The organism is uncultured Pedobacter sp. (genome assembly GCF_913776295.1).
Classification (GTDB): domain Bacteria; phylum Bacteroidota; class Bacteroidia; order Sphingobacteriales; family Sphingobacteriaceae; genus Pedobacter.
In genome coordinates this window covers 38,010-57,463 of record NZ_CAJYOJ010000064.1, presented here as the reverse complement: position 1 = coordinate 57,463, position 19,454 = coordinate 38,010, and the positions used below count along the sequence as shown (strand labels likewise).

Annotated in this window: 14 protein-coding genes, 1 tRNA gene and 1 pseudogene; 9 read left to right on the top strand and 7 right to left on the bottom strand. The window is 38.3% G+C overall.

The genetic code is table 11. The annotated features are described in order from the left end of the window. Window positions 1-122: 122 nt before the first annotated feature. Together QZ738_RS14020 and QZ738_RS14015 are read left to right on the top strand one after the other, a co-directional pair. Window positions 123-389: a hypothetical protein gene (locus tag QZ738_RS14020; protein ID WP_293788384.1), complete on the top strand. Its 267-nt coding sequence runs from the start codon at window positions 123-125 to the stop codon at window positions 387-389. Window positions 390-546: 157 nt separating this feature from the next. Then, the gene (locus QZ738_RS14015; protein WP_293788383.1) at window positions 547-1,239 is read left to right on the top strand and encodes a DUF421 domain-containing protein; all 693 of its coding nucleotides are present in this window, start codon (window positions 547-549) and stop codon (window positions 1,237-1,239) included. Between the two features lie 197 nt (window positions 1,240-1,436). Here the strand turns inward: QZ738_RS14015 and QZ738_RS14010 are convergent, their stop codons facing one another. Next, a complete protein-coding gene (locus QZ738_RS14010) occupies window positions 1,437-3,854 on the bottom strand; it encodes a TonB-dependent receptor (RefSeq protein WP_293788382.1) in 2,418 nt (805 codons plus the stop codon). 578 nt (window positions 3,855-4,432) lie between these two features. Between QZ738_RS14010 and QZ738_RS14005 the strand changes: the two genes are divergently transcribed. Both QZ738_RS14005 and QZ738_RS14000 read left to right on the top strand, forming a co-directional pair. Beyond that, complete coding sequence (locus QZ738_RS14005; RefSeq protein WP_293788381.1) at window positions 4,433-5,167, top strand: sensor histidine kinase; 735 nt, start codon at window positions 4,433-4,435, stop codon at window positions 5,165-5,167. Continuing rightward, window positions 5,164-5,877, top strand: a complete 714-nt coding sequence (locus tag QZ738_RS14000; RefSeq protein WP_293788380.1) for a LytTR family DNA-binding domain-containing protein — start codon at window positions 5,164-5,166, stop codon at window positions 5,875-5,877. The genes QZ738_RS14005 and QZ738_RS14000 overlap by 4 nt, the downstream gene beginning before the upstream one ends. A 1-nt stretch (window position 5,878) precedes the next feature. On the opposite strand, the gene QZ738_RS13995 is transcribed toward QZ738_RS14000, so the two are convergent. Further along, window positions 5,879-6,721, bottom strand: coding sequence for a squalene/phytoene synthase family protein (locus QZ738_RS13995; RefSeq protein ID WP_293788379.1), 843 nt, complete (start codon window positions 6,719-6,721; stop codon window positions 5,879-5,881). Between the two features lie 719 nt (window positions 6,722-7,440). Beyond that, a tRNA-Ile gene (locus QZ738_RS13990) sits at window positions 7,441-7,514 on the bottom strand. Window positions 7,515-7,742: 228 nt separating this feature from the next. On the opposite strand from QZ738_RS13990, the gene QZ738_RS13985 reads away from it, so the two are divergent. Beyond that, complete coding sequence (locus tag QZ738_RS13985; RefSeq protein WP_293788378.1) at window positions 7,743-9,836, top strand: HRDC domain-containing protein; 2,094 nt, start codon at window positions 7,743-7,745, stop codon at window positions 9,834-9,836. Between the two features lie 76 nt (window positions 9,837-9,912). Beyond that, on the top strand, window positions 9,913-11,181 hold the full coding sequence (locus QZ738_RS13980; protein WP_293788377.1) for an Hsp70 family protein: 1,269 nt from the start codon (window positions 9,913-9,915) through the stop codon (window positions 11,179-11,181). A gap of 601 nt (window positions 11,182-11,782) precedes the next feature. On the opposite strand, the gene QZ738_RS13975 is transcribed toward QZ738_RS13980, so the two are convergent. From QZ738_RS13975 to QZ738_RS13965, 3 genes are all read right to left on the bottom strand, one after another. Next, window positions 11,783-12,565 (bottom strand): AraC family transcriptional regulator, encoded by a 783-nt coding sequence (locus QZ738_RS13975; protein WP_293788376.1) that lies wholly within the window; start codon window positions 12,563-12,565, stop codon window positions 11,783-11,785. 227 nt (window positions 12,566-12,792) lie between these two features. Further along, on the bottom strand, window positions 12,793-12,990 hold the full coding sequence (locus QZ738_RS13970) for a cold shock domain-containing protein (RefSeq protein WP_293788375.1): 198 nt from the start codon (window positions 12,988-12,990) through the stop codon (window positions 12,793-12,795). Window positions 12,991-12,997: 7 nt separating this feature from the next. Continuing rightward, window positions 12,998-13,183, bottom strand: coding sequence for a cold-shock protein (locus tag QZ738_RS13965; RefSeq protein WP_293788374.1), 186 nt, complete (start codon window positions 13,181-13,183; stop codon window positions 12,998-13,000). 790 nt (window positions 13,184-13,973) lie between these two features. On the opposite strand from QZ738_RS13965, the gene QZ738_RS13960 reads away from it, so the two are divergent. The 3 genes and pseudogenes from QZ738_RS13960 (at window position 13,974) to QZ738_RS13950 (ending at window position 17,875) form a co-directional block, all read left to right on the top strand. Beyond that, window positions 13,974-16,682 carry a PQQ-dependent sugar dehydrogenase gene (locus QZ738_RS13960; RefSeq protein ID WP_293788373.1) on the top strand — a complete coding sequence of 903 codons (2,709 nt, stop codon included), beginning with the start codon at window positions 13,974-13,976 and terminating at the stop codon, window positions 16,680-16,682. Window positions 16,683-16,910: 228 nt separating this feature from the next. Continuing rightward, entirely contained in the window at window positions 16,911-17,546 is a 636-nt protein-coding gene (locus QZ738_RS13955) for an HAD family phosphatase (RefSeq protein ID WP_293788372.1), read from the top strand. A gap of 8 nt (window positions 17,547-17,554) precedes the next feature. Next, window positions 17,555-17,875: pseudogene (locus QZ738_RS13950) on the top strand (Mpo1-like protein). Between the two features lie 357 nt (window positions 17,876-18,232). Here the strand turns inward: QZ738_RS13950 and QZ738_RS13945 are convergent. Next, window positions 18,233-19,417, bottom strand: coding sequence for a proline dehydrogenase family protein (locus QZ738_RS13945; RefSeq protein WP_293788371.1), 1,185 nt, complete (start codon window positions 19,415-19,417; stop codon window positions 18,233-18,235). Window positions 19,418-19,454 lie beyond the last annotated feature (37 nt).

Below are 19,454 nucleotides of genomic sequence, written 5' to 3'. Positions count from 1 at the left end.
GAATCGTAAGAACAGCTTTTTCAGCAACGCTAATTTTTTCCAGTACCAAATTCTGCCGGCTTCATTTTCGCAATAAGCAAACTATCGAACTGTTTTTGATGTTTACCTGTAATAAAGAAATTATGGAAGCCAACAAAAATGAAAATGAGCAGCAAGAACAACGCCTGACTAAACAGGAACAACTTGCCCAGGCCGCATTGGGAAATACCGAAGCCATTCAGTCATCAACAGACAGCAACATCGATATCATGAGCATACCCGACATCTCGGGAACAGGAAGTAATCCATCAGCTGCGGCGCCTCATTCGCTCATTGTACACGAAGATGAAAATGGCGAAAAAAAGTATGAAGAGGGTAGCACCGAAACATCCAGCGGGGAGCAAAAATAATACAGGTATTTTGGGTCTGGGCCGGATATTTCAATTCACCCGATCAAAAAGATAGCACAACATACTGTTGCAGGATTTCTTGGAAAATCAACCATTGAAATATTTAAATTGACCGGTTGTTTATTTAAACCCATTCACACCAAACATAAATTTCAATATGCTGGATATCAATTGGACCAAAATAATGGTAGGTGAAGAACAGTGGGGATTTCTCATCGAGATTGCCATACGCACCATATTGATGTACTTTATCATACTCGTCGGGCTAAGGCTTCTTGGGAAGCGCGGTGTCGGGCAATTATCAGTATTCGAAATGGTGGTCATCATCAGTTTGGGTTCTGCAGCCGGAGATCCGATGTTCTACAAGGAAATTGGGCTTATGGTGCCTTTAGCCATATTCGCCATCATTGTAGGAGCCTACAGGCTAACCACCTACCTGATGGCTAAAAGCAAGCGATTTGACGACCTCGTTGAAGGCAAAGCTACCTATATCATTGAGGGAGGCATATTTTCCGTTAATGAATTCCGGAAGGAAACCCTTGCCCAGGATGAGTTCTTTTCCGAACTGCGACAACAGGGAGTTTCCCATCTCGGTCAGGTTAAAACGGCCATACTCGAAACATCCGGCTGCGTAAGCATCTTCTTTTTTTCAGATAAAGAGGTGCAGCCAGGTTTGCCGATCATGCCCAAAGAATTTGCTCAAGCGTTCAAAACAGTAGATCATGCCGGACTTTATGCCTGTAGCTTCTGCGGAAAGGTTCATAACATCAGTGAAAAACAAAAAGCAGAATGTACCAATTGCAAACGCGATGAGTGGGTAAAAGCAGACGACGGACCAAGGGTAAAATAACTTAGGGAAGGGAACCGTTATCACAATCGCAAACGAATATATCCCCTAGCTGATACTTTTCCTTGTTTTAATTCGGAAAAATTATAACCGTCCTTGTATCCCTTAAGAAACTCCTGTTTATTCCAATACAACTACAAAGTTTAAAATTTGTTAATATATATATTCATCATTGTCTATCCACAACAATACGCGCAGAGTTAAAACTCAAATAATAAACCAATAGAAGGAATGATATTTCCTGAATCAGTATTCAAAATGGTCGGAATTCCATTAGTTCCGTCTACTTCTAGGGGATTACCATCTGTAGTGGCAAATCCAGTATTATCTTGATTTCTTTTGAAGGTATATTTAGGGAAACTTCCGTTCTTTTGTGCCAGCACATTTTGTAGATCAACATATAAGTTTAAGGAAGTTTTCTTAAAGTTGATTCGTTTATCCACTCTTAAATCAAGCTGACTAAAAGCCCTGAGCTTTAAGGTATTTAAATTCCGATAATCTAAAGTTCCTGTTCCGCTGGTTAAGTAATTCTGTTGAGAGGCCACTAAATCAAACGGCGTATAAGGTGTGCCGCCAGCATATCTGTATTTTAACCCTAAATCCCAATTATTCCGCAGCTTATAACCTAAGGTTAAAGAAAACAAATGCCTGCTATCCCAAGAAGAAGGTAAAAGCAATTTATCTGTACCGGAAAACTTACTTCTTAACCAAGAATAACTCGCAACATAAAAAAGCTTGCTCACTAATTTCTGTTGAACAAAAAACTCGAAACCATAAGTTTCTCCTTCGCCGACACTTAACAACTGTTCATTACCTACTGTTCCAAATTCTGCACCTTGGTTGGCTAAAGATATACCAGTTAACAGTGCCACAGGGTAATTGCTATAAGCTTTGTAAAACGTTTCAAAAGTAAATCGAAGATCGTTTTTAGGCAAAAATTGTGTACCTAACACATAATGGTCTGAGCGGATGTATGACATGCTTTGATTAGCCTGAACGCCATTTGGATCAACGTACCCTAACGAAGTATAAGTAGGAATTTTAAAGTAAGAACCTATAGATCCGTTAATATCCCATTTAGAATTGATGTGGTAAGCCATTGATAACCGCGGCGAAAGTGTTTTTAAAGGATTATCGCCAGTGATCGTAAAAGTGTTCATATCCGTTCTTACACCAGCCGAAACCAAAAGGCTGTTGTTAAATAAATTTTTAGAACCTTGTAAAAAAAGTCCGTATTTCCAGAAGTCAAAATCACTTTTAAAGTTTATGACATTTCCACTACTACCGTTAACCGCAGGAGTAGTTTTATTGAAAAAATTGGTATTGTAACCCACTGACTGTACCATTATACCAGCGGAGAGTTTCCAACCGTTTACGAATTTATTGATATCGAACCTGAACTTGTTTTCTATCTCCTGCGAAGCAACTAAAAGTGTTCTCGCCGTCTCTATTTGCCTCTCATCCTCATATTTATCCAGCTGGTTATCAAAAACATTTCGACTGAGCGTAAAATTTAAAAAACCGTTATTGATTTTATGGTTCAGGTTAAACCCAGCGGTGTAGGTCCACTGGTTAATGTAAGGCGTTGCCCTTAGTGTGTAGATATTTTCTGGTGAAGCTTCTTTTGGTGCAGCAAAATTAAAACGGTCTATCGCCCCCAAGCCAATCGCTGTTAGCGTAGTTTTCTCGTTGAAACGATGAACTACCTTATATTGAAAATCATAGAAACTGGGTCTAATTGGCAAATCAATTAAGCCAAAAAGCAAACCTAAGTAGGATTTCCTGCCCGAAGCTAGAAAGGTTGTATTTTTAGAAAGCGGACCTTCTAAAGTCAAAACCGATTCGGTTAAGCTAGCCCTGGCATTACCAGCAAAGCGTTCAGCATTACCTTCACGTTGTTTAATTACAAATGTGGAAGCTAAAGGATTATCGTATCTGGCATCAAAGGCGGATGAAGAAAGCTTTAAACTCTCGATAAAGGATACATTCAGTATACCCTGGGCACCGCCAGAGCTTCCTTGCGTTTGAAAATGGTTAAGCAAAGGAATTTCGATCCCATCCAGATAATAAACATTTTCGTTAGGTGCTCCACCACGTACAATGACGTCGTTACGCTCACTTCCGCCGTTACTGATTCCGATCCCTGGCAGAGTTTGAATAACCTTAGACACGTCAAAATTTCCACCGGGATTACTTTTGATTTCTTCGGTAGTTAGCTGTTGGACAGAGAGTGGTGTAACCATATCAGTAGCTATAGCAGATCTGGTTTTGTTAAACTTGATGACCACATCACTCAACGTCACAGCAGAAACTTGCAGTTCGAACATTACTGATTGCGGACTACCGCTGCCCACCACAATATTGTATTTAGTTACGGCTGTAAAACCTACATAATTTGCTGAAACTTTGTAGGTACCCACTCCCAGGGAAATTCTAAATCTACCCGTCGAATCTGTTTTTGCCGTTATCAAGCTATCATTAACGCTGATGGTCACTCCAGCCATTCGCTCGCTGGTACTGGCATTCTGTACTGTTCCTGTTAGCAGACCATTGGTTTGTGCAAAAAGGTTTAAACTTACTATGCTAAGCGCTAAAACAATTAAATATTTAATTTTCACAGTATATATCTTATCAATTTATAACTAATTGAAAGTAAAACTAAGTGCTGTAAACAAAGCGATTTTGTTTTTTATACCAAACGCATTATTTTTTATATTTCTTTACCAATCTGGTATACTTAAATAATCCGCTGTCTTCAAATTATATAAAACAGCCAAATAAAGCGTATTTTGTATAACAGTTATGGACTTTGCTATAATAACTGATTATGATGCCTTTTATAATTGTACTTTTGTAGAAGAGAAAGATGTTTACCGATAATAAAAATCAGCTCAGCAAGATCTCTTCGAGATTGGACCTATTTACCCACCGTAAGTATCGTGTATACAGGCATCTTGTATTGTGGATAGCCTATTGGTTTATTTTCGCCATCAGCTATAAAAACCCAAATTCTATTGAACCCTATGCTACTTATTTGAAAATTGGGATATCCTTTACACTTTTTTTTCAAGCTTATGTAAATATGTACTGGTTGGTGCCAGCTTATTTGTTCAAAAGCAAGTTTAGACGTTATCTCTTAGGGCTAATATTAATGCTAGCTTCTTTTAGCTTATTAATCGGTTATATATCCTATCTGATGCATGACTTAAAAACCCGCTATGCACCACTGCAATTGTTTGATCCCAAACCGGCGATGTATTTTGCCTTTGCCCTGGTTTTTGTAGGCGCATCATCAGCCATTAAACTTTTTCAGCGTTGGATATCAGACACCAGAGAAATTGCCGAACTTACCGATATCAGTATAAGGGCTGAATTAGAGCAATTAAAAAATCAGGTTAACCCACATTTCCTGTTCAATATGCTCAACAATGCCAATGTATTGATCGTTAGCGACCCTAAAAAAGCTTCTCAGGTATTAATGAGCTTGAGCGATTTGTTGCGTTACCAATTATACGATAGTGCAAGGCCCGAGGTATTGCTTAGCGCTGATATCAGTTTTTTAAAAGATTGCCTCGAATTGGAGAACATACGCCGGGATCATTTCGATTTCTCTGTAACTACATCAGGTGAAGTACACGGCATAGTGATACCGCCTTTCCTATTCATTTCCTTCGTTGAAAATGCCATTAAGCACAGCTTAGATCCAGATCATATCTCTTTCGTAAAGGTGAATTTTCAATTAATTGAAAAACAGCTCACCTTTACCTGTGTCAACTCCAAGCCAGCGGTTGAGCTGACTAACAACATTCCTGGCGGTATTGGCCTGGCAAACATCAAAAGAAGGCTCGAACTGCTATTTGGCAATCACCATGAACTAAACATTGCCGAAACAAGCAGCAGCTATTCCATTAAACTAATTCTAAATTTATGAAGTGCATTGTTGTAGATGATGAGCCTTTGGCAAGACAGGCCATCAAATTATTGATTGAACAATTACCCGAGCTACAGTTCATGGCCGAGTTTAGTCATGCGGAACCAGCAGCTGCCTATCTTAATCAAAATCCAACAGACTTAGTTTTCCTGGATATTCAAATGCCCGGGCTAAATGGTTTGGGCTTTGCACGTAACATAAAAAAAGATTCCTTGGTCATTTTTACCACTGCCTACAGCCAGTATGCATTGGAAAGCTATGAAATTGATGCTATCGATTATTTACTCAAACCCATTAAGCAATCGAGATTTGAAAAGGCAGTAGAGAAGGCCTTGTCATATAAAAAACTGCTCAGCAAAGATGTGGCTTCTGTCAACGAGATTAGTAAAGATTTCTGCTTTATCAAATCTGAAAAAAAGACTATAAAAGTTTTGTTTAGTGATGTTTTGTTTGTAGAAGGATTGAAAGACTATGTGATTTTGCATACCACCGAACAAAAGATCATTACCGCGATGAACATTAAAACCATCCAGTCGCAACTGCCGCCAGAAACATTTATCAGAGTTGCTAAATCCTATCTCATCAATAAATTAAAAATTGGCTATTTTGATAACAATACAGTATATATAGACCAACATGAAATCCCAATCGGTAATGCCTATAGATCACCTTTTTTTGATTTTGTAAACAGAAATTTGTTGAGCAGATAACCTATAACAGATTTAATGCATGTCTTACAGACGCGTAACCTAACAGCAACAATTTACGCAGATTAGAGATGCTTGATCGTTTGGCCAACAACTGATCCGGTTGCATCTTTTTAATTTTCTTCAGCAATTCCTTGTAATATATGTAAGCGAGATACACACCTTTTCGAGAAGATTCCGGAAGCAGTGTAATCCCAATCAATGCTTCTTTAAAATCTGCCGAGATTTCGTGCTCAATACGTTGCTTATCTTCTTTTTTTAATAAATTTGGATCAATTTCCGGAAAATAAGAACGTTTCAATTGAATGTAATCTGCGTTGAGATCTCTCAAAAAATTTACTTTCTGAAAAGCAGCACCTAGCTTCATCGCAAAAGGTTTCAATTTCTCATAAGCTTGTCTATCACCTTCTACGAATACCTTTAAACACATTAAACCGACTACTTCTGCAGAACCCAGGATATATTTATCATATTGATTGAAATCAAAATTTACCGGATATAGATCCATTTCCATACTATGTAAAAAGGAATGGATCAAGTTGTGATCTATCTGGTATTCATTAACCGTCCGCTGAAAAGAGTTGATGACAGGATTTAAACTAATGCCACGGTTTATAGCTGCAAAACATTCTTCCTTAAGCTCGTTAAGTAATACGGAACCATTGTATTCCACAAAACTATCTACTATTTCATCTGCTAGCCTAACAAAACCGTAAATATCATAAATCGGTTGTTGCAATTTTCTGCCCAAAAACGATATCCCCAATGAAAAGCTTGTACTATAGGCTAAAGTTATCTTCCTGCTGCAAACAGCTGATACATGGTCAAAAAGTACTTTATTTATCATTTATATTAACAAATTTTAAGGTTCATTTAATTTGAAATTAACAACTAATGAGTCCTTAAGATACTTTATAGTGTCTTCACTTTTGAAGTTATTATACGAAGCAGCCTCTCATGTATACTTATCTAGCCTAAATGTATACCAAAAAAGATCTGCGTTGCCAAAAACTGATATGCGATGACTTTATGTTTAGTAATCTACCTATAATCCTATGCTATAAAGTCAATGTTATGATGTAAAGTATGACAATACCTTAAATTTTTCGCTCGAATGGATTACTTATGCATCTTAAAATAACACACTATAACTCTAGCATATAAAGAATATTAATAATCTAAAATTCTTTTGGTTAGAAAACTTCCGATTTAACTTTATCTTGTTCCCTAGCAATACGCTCATCATATTGGCTAATAAAATTAACGGTTTCTTTCCAGTTTGACCGCTGGTAGCAGGACTTTTAAACAGATTTGGATGGACAGAAATGTTAGACTTGTCTCCCTGATTGCTGCACATTCAACCCTCAATTCTAATAGGCGGATAAGCGCACTCCGTCTGATTATGTTAACTTGGGAAGAGGTTATAATAGATATTCTATTTGAAAAGTTTATTCAGCTGCGAAACCAATAGATATGTACACATGCCAATTTCTAAAATGTTCCGTACCTATTTCGTATCAAAACCAAAAAAGCACCTAGATTTTCATCTAAGTGCTTGATTGTCAGTGGGCCCACCTGGGCTCGAACCAGGGACCAAAAGATTATGAGTCTTCTACTCTAACCAGCTGAGCTATAGGCCCGAAAAAAAAGGTATTCCTTTTTTGCGAGTGCAATGTTACAAATTTGAATTGAAATTAAGAAAATGTTTTCTGCATTTTTTCATAAAAAGAACGAATATCAACTCATTTTCAATTGCTTAATTTTAACCAGGATAATAACACTTTCTACCCATTACCTAAAAAATGTGGATAAAACACCCTTTAAGCTGTCTTAAAATCAATTCGCAATAGGTTAATTTTGTAATTGATATGAATACGCCTGACCCGGATAACCAGCTCCTTTTAGATTTTTTAAGTACCACCAATCAGCCTGTTTTTTTAACCGGCAAAGCCGGAACGGGTAAAACTACCCTGCTTCGAAAAATCAGGGATACCACCAAAAAGAATTTCGCCATTGTTGCGCCTACTGCTGTTGCAGCCATCAATGCTGATGGTGTTACACTCCACTCTTTTTTTCAGATTCCTTTCGGGCCATTGGTTCCGGTTGTTGATGAATATGCAGAAACTAATTTTAAATATTCAGATGAGAAAACAAGGTTATTGCGCTGCCTTGATTTATTGATTATTGATGAGATCAGTATGGTTAGGGTTGATCTGATTGATTTTATCGACCGTACCTTAAAGCGAATTAAAGGTTCTAATCGTCCTTTTGGTGGCGTACAGGTATTGATGATTGGCGATCTATATCAGCTCTCCCCTATTTTCCATGATGCCTGGCATATACTCGGCACTTATTATTCCAGCCCTTATTTTTTTGATAGCCTGATTTTCAAATCTACACCTATGCTGACGTTTACTTTAGACAAAGTTTATCGTCAGTCAGACCCTATATTTCTTGATATTTTGAATGGCATGCGCGAAAACAGCCTTGATGCTGACCTTCTTGCCAAACTGAATGAACGTTACGATCCCTCTTTAGATCAGGAATGGAAAGATGATTACATTACCCTTACCACACACAACCAATTGGTGAACGAAATTAACGACGGCTGTTTAGCAAAATTGCCCGGAGAAATTTTCGAATTCAACGCAGAGGTAAGTGGCGATTTCCCTAAAGATGCCTATCCAACCGATGAAAAACTTCAGTTAAAACTGGGTGCACAGGTTATCTTTATCAAAAATGACTCTTCCGGCAAAAAGCTGTTCTATAACGGAAAAGCGGCTAAAATTACCGCAATTAATCAGGATTCGATAAAAGTAACTTTTACCAATGGAGGCAGGGAAATCGAAGTAGAAAAAGAAATCTGGCAGAATGTCAAATATAGCCTGAGCGATGAGGAAAATAAAATCGATGAAACCAGCACCGGATCATTCTCGCAATATCCATTTAAGCTGGCATGGGCCATCACCGTGCATAAAAGCCAGGGATTAACTTTTGATCAGGCAATCGTGGATGTGAGTACCGCATTTACCCACGGACAGGCCTACGTGGCACTGAGCCGTTGCAGAAGTTTGGAAGGACTAATTTTAAAATCGCCTGTGGCTGCCGAAAACATCATTACCGATGCGAAAGTGATTAGTTTCACAAAAGCTGCCCACCAGCATAAACCTACTCCTGAACTTTTAACTCGATACACCCAGCAATATACCTGGGGCTTGATTCATGAACTACTGGATTTCTCCTTGATCGCTAAAGACTGGGAAAAACTCGGACGCTCCAAACTGATTGATAAAGATGAGCAAAATGCCTTTTTGTCCATCTACGAACAGGGAAACCGGATTTTTCAACAGGAGATATTTAAGGTAGCCAAAAATTTTATTGCAAAAGAATTTTCGAAAATCGATACCGGCCAAAATCCGGCTGATGAAAATGCTTTTATGAACCGTTTGCAAAAAGCATCTGATTATTTTGTTCCAAAACTGGAACAGCTCACTGCCTTAACGGCGAAAATTATATCTATCAATTTTTATAATGATACACACTCCGATAAACTGCTTACCTTATTAAACAATTATAATGATGCCCTCCAGATCAAATTAGCCCTGTTTAAAATTTCATGGGATCCTTTTTCAATCAAAGATTATATCTATACTTTACACGCAGCGGGCAATAAACAACAAGAGAAAAAACCGGTAAAAACGAGCATTAAGCCAAAAGAGATTTCCAATCCCCAGGTATACAAAAACTTGATCGAATGGCGCAAAACAATCGCGCAGCAGCGTGGCACTCAGGATTATGCTGTACTTTCTGATTTAGCATTACTTTCTATTGCAGAGAAATTGCCGAGAACAACCGATCAGCTGGCCGCACTTAAAAGTGTAGGTATTGGTAATGCAAAAGAACTCGGCCAACAGATTACGCGCATTGTAAATGCACACTTGGGCACCAGCGAGTTATTTTAAAAAAATTTAGTTCTTAACTCTTTTTTTAATACTTTCGCAGCCCCATTTTATCCCGCCAACCACAGCATAATAAACCATGAGTAAGTTTCTATACGGAATCGATTTTGGCACAACCAATTCGGCACTTTCCATTTATGATGAAGAAAAGAAGGAAATTGTAGACACCATTTCTATACCATCATTAATTTACTTTACAGAAGTAAAAAGTCTTGTTGATGGCGAAAGCCATATCGTTGGCGAAAAGGCAATAGCTGCTTATTTGAGTGACGGCATGAAAGGCCGTTTCATTAAATCCATCAAACAGATCCTGTCCAGAACCACTTTTACAGAAACCCGGATCCATAATAAAAAATATACCGCTTCTGACCTGGTCACGCTAATCCTTAAAGATTTAAAAACGAAGGCCGATCAGATTATTGGTGAAGAATGTAACAAGGCCGTCATAGGTCGTCCGGTTTTTTTTGATGACGACAATACGATGAAAGATACCCTGGCACAAACCAGGTTAAAAAAGGCAGCAGAAAGTGCAGGCTTTACCGATGTCCGTTTTCAGTTTGAACCTATTGGGGCAGCTTTTGCCTACGAAAAAACCATTACCAGGAAAGAGCGTGTTTTAGTAGCCGATCTGGGCGGCGGAACAACAGATTTCACCTATCTGATCCTCGATCCGGACAAAGTAGGCAGCAAAGACCGTAAAAATGATATGATTGCCTCTGGTGGCATCTATATTGGTGGCGATAGTCTTGATTCGGCATTTATGTGGGACAGAGGCACACCTTATTTTGGAAAAAACACCTTATACGAGGCCACACCGGGTAAGGTGTTAAATGTGCCAAAATCACTTTTTGCAAACATCTGTACCTGGGATAAAATGAATTTCTTTAACGGTCTGAAAATTCAGAAAGAAATCGAAGAATATTATTATTATTCCGGCAACGATCCGAAATTCAAAAACCTGATGACCCTGATCGAAAATAACCTGGGTTATTCCTTGTTCAGATCCATAGAAAAAACCAAGATTGAACTTTCTGATCAACCCAAGTCTACATTCGCCTATCACAATATGGAAATCGAGATTGATGAAATTATTTCGCTCCAACAGTACAATTCCATCATCGAAAAAGACATTAATAAAATAGATACCTATCTGGATCGGTTTATGGAAACACACAAAATCAATCCTACAGATATCGACTGTTTGTTTTTAACCGGAGGTACATCAATGGTATCTGCCGTGCAAAACTTGTTTAAATCGAAATTTCCACACATTCCATTAAACTCTGGTGATAATTTTAAAAGTGTAGCTAAAGGACTCGCTTATAGTGGCTATCTGTTCGAAAATTAACACAAAATAAAGGCTAAGGCATGGTATCAACAGCAGCGCAATCAATTTATATTATGGCAACCCCAAAAAGGTTTTGCTATATAATGCGGAAGAAAAGCTTCTAAAAAGAAAACGGAAAGAAACGCTGTACTTTCTATTAACCTTGCATTTCCTAAAAAACAGTTTAAAATATGGATCGAAAGGCATTTAATTCTTTCAGCCTTTGTGTTGGAGCGATGTTATAAAACAAGTTTTACTTTAACAACTTACAATAGTACACTTTCCAGAATATTTCGACCTCCTCCACTTAAAAGAATTGTTCCTTTTTAACGGACTGCTAACACTATATTTGTTGTTTTTCTTCATAAAGCAGCTCACCTGCGATTGTAAACGCCAAAATACATGTACGTAACAGATTTAGGAATATTTCTTTTTCTTTACCGGTAGATTTTATAATTTAGCAGGCATAAATTGGTGCGGCTGATAAAATAGGAACAGTGAGCAAAACTTTACGCGTTAGGCGAGAAACAATTAATGTGGTGAGGTGTGGAATACCTGTTTTCTGGAAGAGATCAAATCAAACTGATGAACGTTTCTTTGGCAGACGCACCAATTTTTGACTTCAATTGAGGCTCGAACGGTAAAATTGCAGCACCGACATTCCTTTATAACGTTTAAAACCTGTATTAAAGGAACTAGTGTGTCCAAAGCCCAGTAATTTAGCTATTTCATCAATGGTATAGTCACTATGAAGCAGTAATTCTTCCGCTTCGCGCATAATGCGGTCTTTGATGAGCACAGCGAAACTTTTCCCAAGCACCCGATCTAAAAATTTATTTAATTTGCCGGAACTCATACCCATACCTTCGGCATAAAACTGAATGGATCTTTCCTGCTTATAAAATTGCTCTAAAATTGCCCTGAATCTCAGTACATACTGCAAATCATCTAAAGTTAAAGCAGCAAGATAGCCATCTAAGCCAGCGGTAAAGCCTAAAAACAATGATAAATACTGTGCTAAAAAGAGCATATCCCTTTTATGATCAATTTCTCTTTTAAGCTGATCGAGTAAACCATATGTTTTACCTGAGTTATGCGGATCAAGATCCCTGAAAGATAGCTTTAAAAACAGATTTTTAGCTTGTGGATCTAAGTGCTGCTGTAAAAACTCCGCATACAACAAACTACTAAAACTCAGCCAATAGCCTAACGTTATTTCTCCATCGAGCCTGACAAGACCTTCTTCCGGAATAAAGAAAATCCGACCTTTTAAGAGGGAATATTCGCCTGAATTCATGCATAAAAAACCATTCCCCTCACGTACAATCAGCATGCGCATAGGGTATACGGCCTGTAGCGCACGCTCTTTGTGAAAACAACCGCTAATTGGCTCTAGCTGTATCATAAAATTTATGGATAAACGACTATAAGACCAAATTTATTCACTTTGGTTACAAGTTGTCAAAATAAATATGATAACGAGGTGTCAATCTCGAGGCAGTAGCGTTAAAATGAATTGGATTACCAGGCAGTCAGAATATCTTACTCAGTTCTTTTCGGTAGAAAAAATGACTAGTTTCAAATTTTGTGGCGATTATAAACAATCGCATTCACCTGTATTTTAATTCAAGGCTAAGCAGATAGCACAGTTACCCTGGTGGCCTCAATGCCATGTGGGGTAAATTCAATATCAAACTGAACTATGTTACTGGTTTTTATGGCGTCAATCACACCATGGGCAAAAACACTCAGTTCTCTCCCTCCATTGGATGGTATTATACTCCCAATCCCTTCTTCCTGATTATAAAACTTTACAGTACCTAATCTCATCGAATTACTAAATCTTTTTAACACTGACTGCATTGGGACCTTTTTTTCCTTGAGCTACCTCAAATTCTACCCGGTCATTCTGGCTGATTTTACCAGCTAAACCAGTAACGTGAACAAAAATTTCTTCTCCGTTTTCTGTTATAATGAAACCAAATCCTTTAGTTTCATCGTAAAATTTTACTGTTCCCTGCATTTTTTGTTTAGAATTTACTCCATAAACATACAAAAAGCTAAAAATGTTTAGCGATTAAATAGATTTCCCTAACAGATCAATAGATCAGGCAATGAATAATGATGATTTAGTAAGGAGACTTTATTACAAAAGTCCATAGAAAGCCATATAAAATTCTCTTCGAAAAATAGTTAGCAAAAAGCTTAGTGGAATTAAACTGATCAATAAGCATACTACTAAGCAATGCTAAATACCAATTGGCATATTAAAACGTCTTCTGCATTCCATTCGGCATAATTCAGCAATCCCGCATTTCACATTTATTTTTAATGCGAGAAAATGAGATCAATTCCATTGGGGTACGGAATTTACCGAACTATTAAAAGGAGAAACAATATGCCTCAATCTTTTCCAGAATCGACTAACTCTTTTTACCACTAAAAATCACAAAGAAAACACTAAAACCACCTAAGAGGAAAATCACTCCAAGAATAAAATTAATTTTATCGTTCATACCGTAATTTACAGCTTTAAATTACAATGACAATAGACTGACATAAAATAAGTTCAAAAAACAACCTTTGGTTGTTTGATTTTTAAATTTAGAGAATCCCTCCTACAGCTGGTAAGCAGCCATCAGATGAATCAAACCGATTGTCCGTATAATTTCAGTTTTGTAACAGCTATAGCCATATCGCTCGTGATGTAATTTATCCATATCTATTTTAATACCTTTCGCATAAATTTTGATACAATACGTTAGGCTATAAAACTATATCCTATATTTATCGAAAATCCTTCAACCAAATAGATGAAAACAACATTTACCTTCTTGATATCTGCTATAGCACTTGTTTTTATATCGGCAACTACATTAAACAGAAAAGTTTACGAGAATAAGGCTTTCCATTTCTTTCCAAAAAACAAAATAGATACGCCAGATCAAGACCGCTTTGTAAAAGTTACCCTTGCTCAGGGAGAATTTACTGAGCCTACCGAAATGACAATACTCCCCAATCTGGATATTTTAGTTGCCCAGCGCAGAGGTGAAGTTTTAATTTATAAAAAACAGACCAAAAAAATAAAAGAAGCCGGCAAGCTTGATGTCTATTTCAAAACAAATACCCCAAATGTAAATGCTGAGGAAGGTTTATTGGGTATGGCCGCAGACCCAAAATTTGCCGTAAACCAATACATTTATCTTTTTTACAGTCCATTTGACAAATCTGTAAACCGTCTTTCGAGATTTAAGCTGGTTAACGATCAGATTGTTAAAGAATCAGAAAAAATTGTGCTGGAATTTTATTCTCAACGCGAAATATGCTGTCATACCGGCGGCTCTATCGCTTTTGGATCAGACAACCTGCTTTACGTATCAACAGGTGATAACTCTACCCCATTTGATGCACCAAAACAGCAATATGTAAATAAAGGTTATGCCCCGCTTGATAACAGGAAAGGATTTGAACAATACGACTCCAGAAGATCGGCAGGTAATACAAACGATTTAAGGGGCAAAATACTGAGGATTAAAGTAAACGAAGATGGAACCTATAGTATTCCTGATGGCAACCTTTTCCCTAAAGATAATCCAAAAACCAGACCTGAAATTTACGTAATGGGCAATAGAAACCCTTATCGTATTTCGGTTGATCAGAAAACCAACTTTTTGTACTGGGGCGAGGTTGGCCCCGATGCCACCAACGATGATCCGTTAAGAGGCCCGAGGGGTTACGATGAGGTAAACCAGGCCCGTAAAGCAGGGAATTTTGGCTGGCCCCTATTTATAGGCAACAACTATCCATATATGGCTTATGATTATACCAATGGCGCAAGCGGGAATGCATTCGATCCTGCATCGCCTGTAAACAACTCTCCAAACAATACCGGTCTGGAAAAACTTCCACCTGCGCAGCCAGCTTACATCTGGTATCCATATGGCGAATCCAAAGAGTTTCCACAGGTGGGCGCGGGCGGTCGTACAGCAATGGCTGGTCCGGTATATTATGCCAATGCAAATTCACCTTACCCGGCTTATTATAATGGCAAGCTGATTATTTATGAATGGGTACGTGGATGGGTTAAAGCGGTAACCATGAATACACAGGGCGATTACGTAAGTATGGAGCCGTTTATGGCTAACGTTTCTTTAGCCGCGCCTATTGATATGGAATTGGGACCTGATGGAAAACTATACATCCTTGAATATGGCAAAGGCTGGTTTTCCAAAAACCCTGATGCTGCAATTACCAGAATTGATTACCTGAAAGGCAACCGTCCGCCAGCCATTAAACGCCTTACTATTGCTAAACCCAGTGGTTTACTGCCTTATAAAATGACAGCAACCGTTACAGCTAAAGATCCTGATGGCGACCCGTTAAAATATGTATGGAACTTAGGAAAGGGAATAACCAAAACCACCAGTACGCCAACATTAAACTATACTTTTACTAAAAAGGGCGAATATCCGGTAAGTGTTACCGTGATAGACAACAGTAAAGCTTCGGCAAAAAGCCAGGTGATACCTGTTTATGCAGGTAACGAACACCCAATTGTAACCATTAACTTAGCTGGGAACAAGAGCTTTTATTTTCCAGACAAAACCATTGATTATAAAGTTTTAGTAAGCGATAAAGGTGCAAAGGTGAATACTAACCGCATTTACATATCCAATACCTATACTGAAGGAACCGATCTAGCTGGCGCACAATTGGGGCACCAGCAGGCCGCACAAACACTCGTTGGCAAATCGCTGATGCTGAAATCTGATTGCAGCACCTGCCATAAAGAATCAGCGGTTTCTATCGGCCCGGCTTTTGAAAAAATTGCAGCAAAATATAAAAACGATAGTAAGGCGGTTGATTACCTGGCTTCAAAAGTAATTGGTGGCAGCCATGGCGTTTGGGGAGAAGTACCAATGCCGGCACACCCGGCAATGAAAGAAGCTGAAGTGAAAAAAATTACAGAGTGGATTATGTCTTTAGGCAACAAAGAAGCCGTTAAAGCCTCATTACCAACTTCAGGAAAAATCGTTCCTGCAGCAGCTAAAGATAAAAAGAAAACTGTATTTACTTTAAAAGCAACCTATACCGATGCCGGCGGTGCAGGTTTGAAGCCTTTAACCACTACGAATGTCATTAACCTGAAAAGTAACACGATTGATGCTGATGACATTAAGGACTTCAAGGGGTTTGAACGTAAAGACATTTACGGCGGCGAAAAACTCATTTTAACCGGCGATAATGGTTGGATAGCGATTAAAAATGTCGATTTAACCGGTATTTCAGGTTTTAGCTACTCATTCCTGAACCTTGATCCTGAATCCGATGGAGAAATCGAAATCAGATTGGACGATAGTAAAGGAATGATGATCGGAAAGTCTGGCTTTAGGAAAAGTGTACCGATCCAAATGATTTCAGACGGAAAATCTCACGATATATATTTTGTATTTAAAACATTAAAAACGGGTGATAAAAAGAAACGGACAATCATCCAATCAATTATGGTGGAGCCTAAATAGTCTTGGAAATAAAATTCGTCGTCATTCCCACTTGATTGGGAATGACGGGCGTATTAACGGATGCTGTCTATAATGACCATCAGAGAACTTTTTAAACACCTGAGGAGCTGTTTCGACAGACTCAACAGGACAACCTGAACTAAATCCATCTTTTACAACCTTAATTTATTTAAAAAACATGATTTAATATCCATCATTAATATCTTTGCGGCAAATTCCTATAGTTCCATGCAAAACATTAAAAACATTATTTTCGATTACGGAAACGTAATATTTGATATCGATTTTAAAATTGCCCAGGCTTCTTTCAAAAAATTGGGTATTGCAGATATCGAAAACTTCTTCGCGCACAAAGCTCACAATCAATTATTTGATGATTTTGAAACCGGCGCCATTTCTCCGTCCGAATTTAGGACAGGAATCAGAATTGCTGCAGGCAATTCCGAATTAACGGATGAACAGATCGATGAAGCCTGGAACAGCCTGTTAATTGGTACCATACAGGAAAATCACGATTTACTGCTGGAAGTAAAAGAAAAGTACCGTACGTTTTTATTAAGTAATAACAACGAAATCCACTATGACTGGATTATAAATTACTTAAAAACAACATTCGAGATCAATAATTACGATGCCTATTTTGAGAAAGCTTATTTCTCACAGCACATGAAGCTGCGTAAACCGAATACTAATATTTTTGAACAGGTATTAAAAGAAAACAACCTGGATCCTGCCGAAACCCTATTTATCGACGATAGTCCACAGCACATAGAAGGTGCTAAAAAAGTGGGACTAAACACTTTATTAATGACAGAAAAGCCAGCACAGTTGGGCGACTTTCTTAAAGCGAACGGAATCTTGTAAATGAGTAGATGTCAGATAAAAAATTTAAGTCTCTAAAAGAGTTCTACCCATTTTATTTATCCGAACATTGCAATACTACCTCACGTGTTTTGCATTTTATCGGTACCGGATTAGTTTGCCTGGCTTTCTTTACGGGTTTTCTTTTTCACAACTAGCATTTCTTTTTGGTTATGCCAGTATTAGGTTACGGATTTGCATGGATCGGACATTTCTTTTTTGAGAAAAACAAACCTGCTACTTTTCAATATCCATTGTATAGTTTAGCCAGCGATTTTATCCTTTTTTATGATTTGTTGACGGGTAAACAATCTTTTGCAGTGAAGAACTGATTTTTCGATAGTTTCAGTGCACAACCTTTCCAACTAAACTCGATTGAAGCGGCATCCTTTTTGGCTGTCAACCCTGAGCGTAGTCGAAGGGCAGCCAAAAAGATATAGCGGAAAGCGAGGCTGCACCTCCCGAAGGGCTACAACACCCTCATTTTCCAAAAAATAACGAAAAAAAATATGGAGGATGCTGAAACTAAAAGAAAATTGCCGTCTCGACCGAAGCAACGCGGAACGGAGAGATCTACCTCAGGATAGATTTCTCTTCGCTGAGCCTTCGGGTTCTCGACTGCGTTGCACTCCGCTCGAAATGACGATCTTGCTTAACCGAGAACTGCGAATTGCCAACTGAAAACTGAACTACAGTTTCCTTCTCTTCAATTCCCTTCCAATCAATCCTAACTCACGGCCCGTTTGCCCAGCCACTGAAGTATTTTCCTGCGCCCTTCTGAATAAATAAGGCATTACCGCTTTGATCGGTCCGTATGGAACATATTTCGCCACATTATAGTTCGAATCGGCAAGATTAAAACTCAGGTTATCACTCATACCCAATAACTGTGCAAAGTATACATGAGGATGATTATGCGTGATATTTTTTTCCTCCAAAAGGTAAGTTAATAAACGACTGCTATCTTCATTATGCGTTCCGGCAACAATGGCAATATCATCAATATGATCAACACAATAGCGTAAAGATTCGTTGTAATCGCGATCTGAAGCGGCTTTATCAGGTTGAATAGGTGATGGATAGCCCATTTCTGCAGCACGTTTACGTTCCTTTTCCATGTAAGCACCACGTACCATTTTAACACCTAAAATAAAGCCGTCTGCCTTGGCAATTAAATGGTCGGCTTTCATATCCGCCAACTTATCATGGCGGTACATCTGGTAGGTATTATACACAATAATGCGCTCACGGTTAAATTTACGCATCATGTCCAACGCCAATTCATCAATAGTATCCTGGATCCAGGTTTCTTCTGCATCAATCATGATGGGCACGCCTCTATCATAAGCAGTTTTACAGATCATTTCGCAACGCAGTTTCACTTTTTCGTATTCTGCCTGTTCTGCTGCCGTTAAGGTTTCTTTAGCATCCAGTTTCTGTAATAACGCAAAACGGCCTATACCTGTTATTTTAAAAACCGTAATCGGAATTTTAGTATCACCATCGGCACGCACAATAGTACGGATAATTTCGGCACAGGTCTCATCAAAAACCTTTTCTTCCTCTTCCCCTTCTACAGAATAATCTAAAATGGTACCTACACCACCTTTATCCAATTGCTCAATAGCTTTATCACATTCTGCAATGGTTTCGCCGCCGCAAAACTGCTGGAAAATGGTTGCTTTGATCGCACCCTGAATCGGCAGGCCAATATTTAAAAAGAAGTTTGTAATGGCCGGACCAACTTTAGTCAGAAAATTACTTCCAATCATTTTAAAAAGCCAGTATGCTTTTTTAAGCTCCTGGTTAGATTTTTGACGGAAAGCAATTTCCGTATTATCGAAATTCGGCAGTTTCTTGGTGGATAAATCCATTTGTTACGATATAATAAGTCAGATTGGTGCAAAATTA